The following is an 11242-nucleotide window of genomic DNA, read 5'->3' as shown; positions in this document are numbered from 1 at the left end:
AAAACGTTTTAAAATTATTGCCGACAAATATCGGAATAGACGAAAAAGGTTTGGACTTCGATTTAATTTAATAACGGGAATTTACAACTTTGAATTGACTAATTGAGGTTTGGAAAGAACTCTAATAGATGCATGTAGTAGTAATTTATTTTTCATTAAAATAAAACTAAAAATCAGAGCAACAAAATATAAACAAGCAATTATCAAGATTGATAATTTGTCACCAACCAGAGCCATTGTACTTCCACCAGCCAGTGCACCGATAATTGTTTGTAAAGAAGCAATACTGCCCCAAAAACCAGTAAACTTACTTATCTTCTCTTTTTCAACAATAAAGGGAATAATTGTGTTAGGCGCCGACAAAAGAATTGAATCTGCGACACTTAGTATTATGGTTATCAGAATAACAATCATCAAATTATAAGAAAAACATATCAAATTGATAAAAAACATTAAAATCAATATCAATGAAACAAAGTTAGCAAGAAAAATTACTAATCCCTTTTTATATCGATCTAAGCAGTAACCAGAAAATGGCAAAAATATAATATTCGCAATCCAGGATACAGTCACAACCACGCCCAAAAGATAACCCGAATGTGTCTGCGCTAATGTCACCCAAGCTAAAAGAAGCTGAAAAAATCTAAATGCAATGACCGAGAAATTTTGTGCGCATATAAAAATAATAAAATTATTCATCGACTTCATACTTTACTTCCTTTATTGAGCTCAAATACCTTTTAACAAGGTTAGATCCAATTCTGTTATCAATTATGGATAGACAATGTGCACTCAAGTCATAGGAAGAATAGATGTTATGTGCTATTTGAGAAAGCTTGTAAAGCTTTTCTTCTGATAGTTTTTTATAGCCTGTAATATCTTTAATAAAGACAGCATGCCCCCACATCCATTGATTAAAGGCTTGAAACGGATTATCTACAAACAACATTGGTTTGAGCAATCTTGACCCATAACCAGTAAAAGTATGAAACTTAACCCTCTTTTCTCTTAACGCTTGTTCAATTTCTGAAATAACATACTGCTGAATAAATTCAACCTCTACCTCAATAACTAGAGCATGATCTGTATATTTTCCACCATATTGAATTGTCATTAGGTTAGAACTTTGTAAATCTGATTTAGTGTAATCTGGCAAATAAGATAAATGTAAATCTTTGAAGTTTTTGGTACTAACTTTGTGATATGAAATAACTGTGAGCCACTCTGAAATATTGTTATATAAATCCATAAGCTCAAAATTTGGTGAAAAAAGAGATGAGCAAGTCTCCAAATTACAGTTATAAAAAGTTTTTTCAGAACTATCTCCGATAATCACCGTTAGGGTTTCATCATTAACATTATTTCCATCAATTTTAACCACGTTTATGTTAGGTAAACTCTCATAACCAGATGGATCACCCTCTATCATCTTAGATCCCAAATTTAAAACATTTATTTTTTTACTGAATGGAATAATTTCTTCAAATTTCACAAGAGCTAAGAGCTCTTAAAAAACACATTAACCCTATGTCCAATACAGGGTTAATGTAATGATTATATTTTAGTTGATTACACTCCTAAGTACAGGAGAGCCCTTTCTTGTGATCGCAAATATTTTATTGTGATCAAGCTTTTTCTTTTGCTGAACAGGTTTCTCAGTTACATTTTTATCTTCCATCATCCTTTCTCCTAATTTTATTAACTTCATAAGAACAGTATTAACGGCTGCTCAGTAGTGATAAAACCATAAAAGATATAATTAATCAAGCATATCATCTGCATAAATAAATTTTAATTCTATCGATCACTATAGATGTTCAGAGATATTTCGAGTAAATTTAAAATTACTTCAAGTTGGAATGATGAATGGTATTATCAAAACACTGTTTGGGAAACAATAAATGAACAATAAACTTAAGATCAAAAATATAGAAACAGCTTCACCATTAATCAATTGCCAGCAGCTTTATCATAGCTTATCCGATACTAATACTAATATTTGTATTTTCGAAATAACCATAAAGTCTGTGAACCAATGCTCAAGCGGTATTGATGATCAATTGATTATTCCGAATGCTAAAAAAATGAGCATAGAAGAGTTTAGTAACCCTAATAGTGAACTGCCTCATATGATGCCTGATAGCAAGCAATTTGAGGAGCGCATATCAAATTATGGTATTACGAATAACACCTTGATTATCCTATATGAACAATCTGGCATTTACGCGAGTCCGAGAGTTTGGTGGATGTTTAAATCTATGGGGCATAAAAACGTATATATATTAAATGCAACAATATCACAATGGGTAAAACTAGGTCTTCCTGTTGAAAATGTGAAAAACTTAGCCCCTGATATTAAAAGTATTAGAAACCAAGGATACTCTGCTAATTACAACAAAGATTTTTTTTGCAATATCAATAAGGTGAAAGAAGCCATTGATAACCCAAATGAATACCAAATAGTTGATGCAAGATCTCTAGAAAGATTTCAAGGAAAACAGGCTGAACCAAGAAAGACGTTACGCTCAGGACACATTCCCAACTCAATAAACTTACCTTTTCAGCAACTTTTAAGCAATGGAAAATTTATTGAATTAGAGGCAATAAAGCAACAATTTATTGACCTTAATATAGATGGAAGTAAGAGCATTATTTTTACCTGTGGTTCAGGTGTTACGGCGTGTATCTTAGTTTTCGCTGGATATATGTTAAATTACACAAATTTATCCGTTTATGATGGCTCCTGGAGTGAGTGGGGATTAACTTCGTCAAATAATCCAATAGAGAAATAAAAGCTCATGAATATTTCAAACTATATAATCAAAAGGTGAAATTTTTTTCAGTCACTACCATCCAGTCTCAAAGTGATAACGTTTAGCTCATTCATTGAGTATTCTAGGCATAATAATATCTGATGAAAAAACATATGATATGTTAAGAACATATACTATACAATCAGGTCAATGTGCCGGCAATGAGGATGTTTATGCAGCAATTCAAGGGATTAGGAGTCGATCTGTTCGTTTAAAACACCACCAGATACAAGCAATGAAACTAGCTCAATGGCTGTCTAAAACACCTATAGTTTCCGAAGTGATATTTCCAGCATTAAAAACACATCCTCAGCATCATTTATGGAAAAGAGATTTTCAAGGCTCTTCTGGCGTTTTTGCATTTACTTTATCAGATAAAATAGAAAAAAAGTCTTTAGATAAAATGTTAAATAGACTAAAAATTTTTGGTTTAGGACACAGTTGGGGTGGGCATGAAAGCTTATTAGTCCCCGTGGAAAGCCCCCAAAGTTATAGATTACCAAATAGTTGGGATAGATCAGGATGGTTAATGAGAGTAAGTCTCGGTTTTGAAGATATTGAGGATTTAAAAAATGATTTATCGCAAGCGTTTACTGAACTAAAATAACAGATCTTAGCAATTATTTTAGTCTGATTTAAAAATTTGTTTTGTTGTGAAAACTCTCAAAGCCTTGATATTAAATGGATTGCAAGCAATATGCTCACCAACTTTGACAAGAAGTGAAATGTCGCAAAGCCATATGGAATAAGCTTTAAGTCTCTCATCTGGGAAAACAGTGCTATCTGGGAAAAGGACATTTGTCATTCAAAATTGAGTTTAACGTTTTTTAGCTTATAATCTTTAAACCTTCCGACTACAGCAAGTAGCAAATATATGCTCAAGAACATTGGCATTCGTGGACGAATGATTTTATTGACGCTGTTACCAACTTTAACGGTGTCTATCTTACTTGGTTTTTATTTTATCAGCATGAGATTTTCTGATTTAGACCGCAACTTATATATCAGAGGGGAAGCAGTCACAACGGAACTCATTGCTGCTTCTGAATATGGACTTTATTTCGATAGCAAAATTATCCTACAAAATGTTACAGATAATATTCTAAATTATCCGGATGTACGCATGGCTGCTATTTATGATAAAAATGGTGATTTACTTACTTTTACTGGTCGCATTCCACAAGTAAATCCAAGTTTTTTTAAGGAGAATGCTGACCTTATAACTAAAAAAATCTTCATGCAGGAGGGCAGTAAAAATATCCAGTTTTTAGCACCTGTTATTTCAAGAGCCGTTAATCCTAAAGAAAATAACATTGATAAACTTTATACAGAGAAAGATCAACGTATTGGTTGGGTAGTAGTGACTTTAAGCCGGGAAAATACGATTGTTAATCAATATCAAGCGATTATTGCAACATTACTCATTGTGATTATTGGTCTAACAGTCAGTATTTTATTTGGACTACGTTTAGGTGGGGACTTGATTAATCCACTTTTTGATATTATCAATGCGGTAAAGCGTATTAAAGACGGTGCACTTGATACAAGATTAGATGGTAATCCTCCTGGTGAGCTTAAAACACTTGAAGAAGGGATTAACAGTATGGCGTTGTCATTAGCCAACTCACATGAAGAAATGCAAAGAAATATTAAAAGGGCAACAAGAGAACTAAGGCATACTTTAAAAATGATCGAACATCAGAACGTACAGCTTGATATAGCGCGCAAGCAAGCAATTGAAGCCAGTGAGGTCAAGAGTAAGTTTCTTGCAAATATGAGTCATGAGATTCGCACACCCATGAATGGCATTTTAGGCTTTGTGGGGTTACTTGAAAAAAGCAAATTAAATTCATTGCAGAAAGAATATGTCGAAACGATTACTCAATCATCAAAAAGCCTGTTAAGTATTATCAACAATATTTTGGACTTTTCAAAAATTGAGTCAGGTAATTTAGTGTTGGAGAATCACCCATTTGATTTACATGAGGAAATTCAAAATTGTGTGATTTTATTTAAGCCCAAGATTATTCAGCAGCAGATTGATTTTGGTGTGCGCATTGATTCTAGATTACCTAAAATGGTTTCTGGTGATGCACTGAGGTTCTGCCAAATTTTAACTAATTTAATTGGTAATGCAATTAAATTTACTGAAGAAGGAGGTGTTGAGATTTGTATTAACCTCAAGCGTATATTGAATCAGCAAGTTGAAGTATTTGTTTCTGTTTGTGATACTGGCATAGGTTTATCAAGGACTCAGATAAAAAAATTATTTAGTGCATTTTCTCAGGCTGATCTATCAACCAGTCGCAAGTATGGCGGAACAGGATTAGGACTAACTATTAGTAAGAACCTTGTTGAAAAAATGGGTGGCAAGATTCAAGTTAAAAGCGAAATAAACAAAGGTTCTTGTTTTAGCTTTACTGTTATTTTTGATTGTGAAAACAAGATAGATCTTTCCTATCCATATATACCGCTTAAAAACGTGATTGTTTATGATAGGACAATCTATGTTGGCAAAATGTTAGTCAATGATTTAGAGGCTGCTGGCGTCAAATGTATGACTCAATATTCGGAAACAGACTTACTTGATACTGTTGTCGAACATGATCAATTTGATCTTATTTTGGTTTTTAACGTATTACCCCCAATGCAAAAATTAAGACAATCCCTAATTATGGATTTACAATCGTTTAGCAAAGGGCGCATTTATTTAGTTGCAAATGGATCACTATTAGATTTATGCGATTATAGTAGCGACTTAGCCATTCAAAATTGCATAAATTACCCTTATAAAATTCAAAAATTGGCAGAGCTATTTTCAGGTCGTTTAGATCAGAATAAGGAAAACATAACTGCTAATGAAGAAATAGTGAATTATGATCTAAAGGATAGTAATAAGGATAAGCCTTTAATTTTAACGGTTGATGATAATCCGATTAACCTTAAGTTATTAACGATATTACTACAAGAAAAAGGTTTTTATCCTATTGAAGCAACAAGTGCAAAAGAAGCTCTTTTACTTGCTGATAAGGATGATTTTATAATGGTTTTAACCGATGTGCACATGCCTGAGGTTGATGGGGTTGAATTATGTCATCGGTTACGCAAAATTTCAAAGTACAAGCACGTACCAATTATTGCAGTTACTGCAGATATTGTAGATGGACGTAACGATGTGTTACTTAAAGAAGGCTTTGATGCCGTGCAAATTAAACCAATTGATGATTTATCTCTGAGTTTACTATTAGAGACTTATTTTAAAGATATAAACAATGTAAAAGCAGTGAGTCCTTGGGCAAAACAATTAAATGATAGCGATAGTTTAAATCACAATGGTCAAAACATAGAACAAAAATTAATTGACTTGACATTAGGCACAAAGCTTGCTGGTGGTAATGAAAATTTTGCTAAAGAGATGCTAAATGCGTTTATTAAGTCTCTACCTGACGCGATAACTGAAATTAATAAAGCATATATTGAGCAAAATGGAAAAGCTTTACGTGATGCAGTGCATAAACTTCATGGTGGAGCAAGTTACTGTGGTGTGCCTATGTTGAAAGAAAGGCTTTATGTGCTAGAGAGGTCATTGCATACAAGTGATTTCATTATTGATGAAACTGTGATAAAAAGCTATAAACAATTTCTTGAAATATATGATAAGACAGTCGTTGCATACGTTTTATAGAACGTATAGGAGGAAAAATGAGTGTAACAACAAATCAAAAGAATCGATTTAGCAAGCGCGTGCTAAATGTAGAAGGGTCAAAAGCAGCAGAAATGGCAGCTCGAGCTGGAGACTTAGTAAAAGCAGGTCATACAGATGTTATTTCGTTAGCCGTGGGAGAGCCTGGCTTTAACTCACCACAAAAAGTGAAAGAAGCAGCTAAGATGGCAATTGATCGTAATTTAACACAATATACACCTGTTGACGGCATAGTGGAGCTTAAATACGCCATTATTCAACGTTATCAACGTGACTATGATTTGACATTTTTAAATCAAGAAGTCTGTGTTACAACTGGAGCTAAACACAGTTTATACAATCTATTTAATTGCATTTTAAATCCAGGTGATGAGGTTATTTTCTTTTCACCATTTTGGACATCTTATCCTGATATGATTAAACTTGCTCATGGTGTACCTGTTTGTGTTGAAACCACACATCATAATTATTTCCAACCGCAAAAAGAACAGTTGGAAGCTAAGCTTAGTCCGCGCACACGCATCTTTATCTTAAATACTCCACATAATCCAACAGGTGCTACTTATAGCAAAGAAACGTTAGAAATGATTGCTTCTGTATTAAAGGATTATCCTGATGTATGGGTCTTGAGTGATGATATTTATGATATGCTATATTGGAGTGTGCGCCCTCAAATGTTAATTGAAGTTGCTCCCGAGTTAAAATCACGTTATGCAATTGTTAATGGTGTGTCCAAAAGTTATGCGATGGCAGGTTGGCGCATTGGCTATATCATTGCGCCACAGGATATGATTACTATGCTTAAGCGTTATCAATCGCAATCGATGTCGTGTGCATGTTCGATTTCACAATATGCGGCAATTCAAGCACTGGCTTTACCTAGAAATGGATTATTAACGCAGTTAGACATCTATCAAAAACGTGTTGATTTTTGTTATCAAGAGTTAATAAAAATAAAGGGAGTCAGCTGTCTGTTACCACAAAGTACATTTTATCTTTTTCCTTATGTTCAGCCTATTATAGAGCGAATGGGTTTTGAAAGTGATATGGATTTTTGCTTGCATTTGTTAGAAAGCAAGCATTTGGCTGTAATGCCTGGATCTGCCTTTGGTGCCGAAGGTTATATAAGGTTAAGTTGTGCAGATGAAATAAGTGTATTAGGTGAGGCTATTTGGCGCTTAGCTGCTTTTACTAACACAAGTGCTAAAAGTACTGAAAGTACGAAAATCATTTAGTTCAGTGAAAACTAATCAACCATTACCCGCTCAAATAGGTAGTTGATTTTTGATTTAGTACGATCTATTTAGGCTGATAATTAAGATTGTGCTCGTATAGAATAAAATAGTGATTTAGGATTATCGCCTAAAAATCGTTGGATTGATTTTAAGTTTTGTCATAACTACATATACGAGTACAATGTTCCAAAAAATCATAGCAACAGCAGAAGCAATTGCAACTCCATAAGCATCAAGGCTTGGAGTTAGAATAATACCTAATAGGATATTAATACTAAGTGCAATGTAAAAAACAGTACAGGTTGTCTTTTCATGTCCTGCCATATTGAGAATGGTAAAAACGCTGCCACATAAAACATTAACCACTTGCCCAACCATGAGAACACAGAAAATATAATAGGCTTTGCTATAATTTGTGCCATAGAGCATAGTAATCCAATAACCGCAAGTAATCAGTAACACCATTCCAATTGCTGACAAACTAAAAATAATATGTGTGTAATCTGTAATTTTGCTTTGGAACGTTTTATGATCAAGTGTTTTATAGTCATTTGCAACTTGTGCAGTGATGTTGGAGCTAACGGCATTTAATACAAAAACTACAAGTGCACCTAGCTGTAGCGCAACTGCATAATAAGCGATATTCTCATTGGATGAAAAAAACTTAAGTAATACAATACCAATTTGGCTTAATAGCAGGTTACCCCATTTCAATAGCATGAAAGAGAGGTTACTGCCCCGTGGTTTGAGTGATTGAAAACCATAATTTAGGCTAATTTTAGACCATAACAGCAGCATATATAATGCAGTTGCACTAAACATGATACTAACAAGAAAGGTAGTTTGTTGAATGCGCATTATGATAAAGACTCCAATAATGGCTAGCATAATCAGACGCATAAAGAGCTGAATCAAATTAGCATAAATTACTTTTTTATTGGCAATATAAAAAGATTGTAATAGGTTAGCAATAAAAAAGGGTAAGGCAAATAAAAAAGCAAATACTTCAATAAAGTTCGCATTGAGATTAAATAGATAAATATAGCTAAAGCAGCCCACAAATGTAATTATTAAAATAACAATACCACGGCGCCAAAACCAGTTATGTAAATGAAAGACTTCTATATTACGTGTTTTACCTGTTTTCTCAGACCAACCCCAACTGCGTGCTAAAATACCATCAGCACCAAGTGTTGCAATAACAGCTAAGATGGTTGCAATGGTCACTCCAAACATATATTGACCATATTCAGCAACAGCAAAGTAGTGAGCAAGTAAAATGGCTGAACCAAAAGCAGTAAGCTGTCCTAATCCTTGAATAAACATTGTGCCGATTGATTTAATTAGGATTTCATTATGTAAAAGGTTTTTAGTACGTATCCTTATACTCATTAAATACACCTTTTAGGCTTAGGTAATCCTGCAATTCTAGCAGATTGGACTGCAGGTGAAATTGGAAAGAGTGATTGCAGATAAAGGCTATTGCCAATTTCAGACCCATGTTTTTCTTTAAGTGATTTTACCAGTAAACGGATGGCAGGTGAGTTTTGATGACATTGATAGTAGTCACGTAGAAAATAAATAACTTTCCAATGTGATGGTGTTAATAAAATGTCTTCTTGTTTTGCAAAGTATTCCGCAAGCTCAATAGACCATTGTGTATAATTTTTTAAAAAGCCATTATCATCTAAAAGCATATGAAAATTTGACATGGTTAAAGTATATATTGAAATGGGTGCTTAATTTTCATAAGGTTATTCGTGTTGTTTGCTTGTGAAAACAAAAAAGCAGCCTTAAGGCTGCTTTGAGTTAAAGTTTATTTATTTAACTTTTCTTTAATTAGATCTCCAATTGTAGTTGGAGTCATTTGTTCAGCTTTATAGTTTAACTTTGCTGCTTTTTCGATGTCTTCATCTAAGCCTTTGATTGAAAGGTTAATGCTACGACGTTTAGTATCAATATTGCTAATACGCGCCTCAACTTCTTGACCTACTTTAAGTTCATGACGTGCATCTTCCACATGATTACGAGAAATATCAGCGACACGGATAAAACCTTCAATTTCAGGTGCTAATTCAACAGTAGCACCATTTTGTTGAACAGATGTTACCTTACCAGTTACTTTTACGCCTTTGTCATTAGCAGTTGTGTATTGAGTAAATGGATCCTCAGAAAGCTGCTTAATACCTAAAGCAATGCGCTCACGCTCAATATCTACAGACAGCATAACAGCTTCGATTTCTTCTCCCTTTTTAAACTGTTTTACGGTATCTTCTGGTTTATTCCATGCAACGTCAGAAATATGAACAAGCCCATCGATATTACCATCTAAACCAATAAAAATACCAAAATCAGTGATGGAACGGATCTTACCTTTGACTTTGTCACCTGGTTTGTGAGCATTGGCAAAGGCTTGCCATGGGTTGATGATACATTGCTTCATACCAAGTGAAATACGATGACGAGAAGCATCTACTTCAAGGACCATAACTTCAACTTCTTGACCTAAAGAGATAATCTTGTGAGGGTTAGCATTTTTGTTTGTCCAATCCATTTCTGAAGTATGCACCAAGCCCTCAATACCTTCTTTAAGCTTAACAAAGCAACCATAATCAGTGATGTTAGTGATTTTACCCATAAGTTTGGTCCCAACAGCAAGCTCTTCAGCAACACTGGCCCAAGGATCTTCACCTAATTGTTTAATGCCTAGGGAAATACGACCTTTATCATTGTCAAATTTAATGATCTTGACATCAATTTCATCACCTAATTTAAGCATATCACTTGGGTGTTTAATGCGACTCCAAGACATATCAGTAATGTGTAATAAACCATCTACACCGCCAAGATCAATAAATGCACCAAAGTCTGTGATGTTTTTAACTACACCTTTAACAACAGCGCCTTCACTTAATTTTTCAAATAGTGCATTGCGGTCTTCTTGGGTTTCAGCTTCGATAACAGCGCGACGTGAAACAACAATGTTGTTACGTTTAGTATCAAGTTTGACAATTTTAAGTTCAATTTCTCTATCTTCTAAGTGAGAAGTATCACGAAGTGGACGAACATCTACCAAAGAACCTGGTAAGAATGCGCGCAAACCTTTAACTTCAACAGTATAGCCACCACGGACATGATTGGTAATGCGACCAAGGATAGTTTCTTGTTCATCACAGGCTTTCTCAAGGTCATTCCACACTTCGATTCGTTTTGCTTTTTCGCGTGATAGACGAGTTTCACCGAAGCTATTATCAAGTGCATCAAGCACTACGTCTATTTTATCCCCTATTTGAACTTCAATTTCACCTTGATCGCTTTTGAATTGATCAAGAGACACGATTGATTCAGATTTTAAGCCGGCGTCAATCCATGCAAACTCGCGATCAATCGCAACAACGGTTGCTTTAATAATCTTACCAACACGCATTTCAGTTTCTTTTAGTGAGGCTTCAAAGAGGTCTTTAAAATTTTCAGTCATGGTTTATTTCCAA

The 11242-nt window shown here is 34.2% G+C and carries 9 protein-coding genes and 1 pseudogene; 5 read left to right on the top strand and 5 right to left on the bottom strand.

Annotated features, from left to right (window positions below; genetic code table 11):
• Positions 1-106, top strand: a pseudogene (locus tag M1V25_RS08910) (IS5/IS1182 family transposase); the annotation flags it as partial.
• On the opposite strand, the gene M1V25_RS08905 reads toward M1V25_RS08910, so the two are convergent.
• Both M1V25_RS08905 and M1V25_RS08900 read right to left on the bottom strand, forming a co-directional pair.
• Positions 82-699, bottom strand: coding sequence for an MFS transporter (locus M1V25_RS08905; protein ID WP_498843054.1), 618 nt, complete (start codon positions 697-699; stop codon positions 82-84). The pseudogene M1V25_RS08910 and the gene M1V25_RS08905 overlap by 25 nt on opposite strands.
• Positions 692-1492, bottom strand: coding sequence for a hypothetical protein (locus tag M1V25_RS08900; protein WP_498843053.1), 801 nt, complete (start codon positions 1490-1492; stop codon positions 692-694). The genes M1V25_RS08905 and M1V25_RS08900 overlap by 8 nt, the downstream gene beginning before the upstream one ends.
• A gap of 409 nt (positions 1493-1901) precedes the next feature.
• Between M1V25_RS08900 and M1V25_RS08895 the strand changes: the two genes are divergently transcribed.
• From M1V25_RS08895 to M1V25_RS08880, 4 genes are all read left to right on the top strand, one after another.
• The gene (locus tag M1V25_RS08895; protein WP_498843052.1) at positions 1902-2792 is read left to right on the top strand and encodes a sulfurtransferase; all 891 of its coding nucleotides are present in this window, start codon (positions 1902-1904) and stop codon (positions 2790-2792) included.
• Positions 2793-2886: 94 nt separating this feature from the next.
• A complete protein-coding gene (locus tag M1V25_RS08890) occupies positions 2887-3420 on the top strand; it encodes a PLP-dependent transferase (protein ID WP_498843051.1) in 534 nt (177 codons plus the stop codon).
• Positions 3421-3687: 267 nt separating this feature from the next.
• On the top strand, positions 3688-6498 hold the full coding sequence (locus M1V25_RS08885) for an ATP-binding protein (RefSeq protein WP_498843050.1): 2811 nt from the start codon (positions 3688-3690) through the stop codon (positions 6496-6498).
• 17 nt (positions 6499-6515) lie between these two features.
• The gene (locus M1V25_RS08880) at positions 6516-7751 is read left to right on the top strand and encodes a pyridoxal phosphate-dependent aminotransferase (protein ID WP_498843049.1); all 1236 of its coding nucleotides are present in this window, start codon (positions 6516-6518) and stop codon (positions 7749-7751) included.
• 120 nt (positions 7752-7871) lie between these two features.
• Here the strand turns inward: M1V25_RS08880 and M1V25_RS08875 are convergent, their stop codons facing one another.
• From M1V25_RS08875 to rpsA, 3 genes are all read right to left on the bottom strand, one after another.
• Positions 7872-9143, bottom strand: coding sequence for a lipopolysaccharide biosynthesis protein (locus tag M1V25_RS08875; protein WP_239986758.1), 1272 nt, complete (start codon positions 9141-9143; stop codon positions 7872-7874).
• Complete coding sequence (locus tag M1V25_RS08870; RefSeq protein ID WP_116964087.1) at positions 9143-9463, bottom strand: TusE/DsrC/DsvC family sulfur relay protein; 321 nt, start codon at positions 9461-9463, stop codon at positions 9143-9145. The genes M1V25_RS08875 and M1V25_RS08870 overlap by 1 nt, the downstream gene beginning before the upstream one ends.
• A 104-nt stretch (positions 9464-9567) precedes the next feature.
• Positions 9568-11229 carry a 30S ribosomal protein S1 gene (rpsA, locus tag M1V25_RS08865; protein ID WP_116964086.1) on the bottom strand — a complete coding sequence of 554 codons (1662 nt, stop codon included), beginning with the start codon at positions 11227-11229 and terminating at the stop codon, positions 9568-9570.
• Positions 11230-11242: the final 13 nt, after the last annotated feature.

Source organism: Candidatus Nebulibacter yamunensis, assembly GCF_024208055.1.
GTDB lineage: Bacteria > Pseudomonadota > Gammaproteobacteria > Francisellales > Francisellaceae > Caedibacter > Caedibacter lacustris.
This window is presented reverse-complemented; position numbering and strand designations above follow the sequence as displayed.

Excerpts from the sequence above, each read along its gene's own strand:
- M1V25_RS08870 (WP_116964087.1), bottom strand. The coding sequence starts at position 9,463 with ATGTCAAATTTTCATATGCTTTTAGATGATAATGGCTTTTTAAAAAAT.
- M1V25_RS08885 (WP_498843050.1), top strand. The coding sequence starts at position 3,688 with ATGCTCAAGAACATTGGCATTCGTGGACGAATGATTTTATTGACGCTG.
- M1V25_RS08895 (WP_498843052.1), top strand. The coding sequence starts at position 1,902 with ATGAACAATAAACTTAAGATCAAAAATATAGAAACAGCTTCACCATTA.
- rpsA (WP_116964086.1), bottom strand. The coding sequence starts at position 11,229 with ATGACTGAAAATTTTAAAGACCTCTTTGAAGCCTCACTAAAAGAAACT.
- M1V25_RS08875 (WP_239986758.1), bottom strand. The coding sequence starts at position 9,143 with ATGAGTATAAGGATACGTACTAAAAACCTTTTACATAATGAAATCCTA.
- M1V25_RS08905 (WP_498843054.1), bottom strand. The coding sequence starts at position 699 with ATGAATAATTTTATTATTTTTATATGCGCACAAAATTTCTCGGTCATT.
- M1V25_RS08880 (WP_498843049.1), top strand. The coding sequence starts at position 6,516 with ATGAGTGTAACAACAAATCAAAAGAATCGATTTAGCAAGCGCGTGCTA.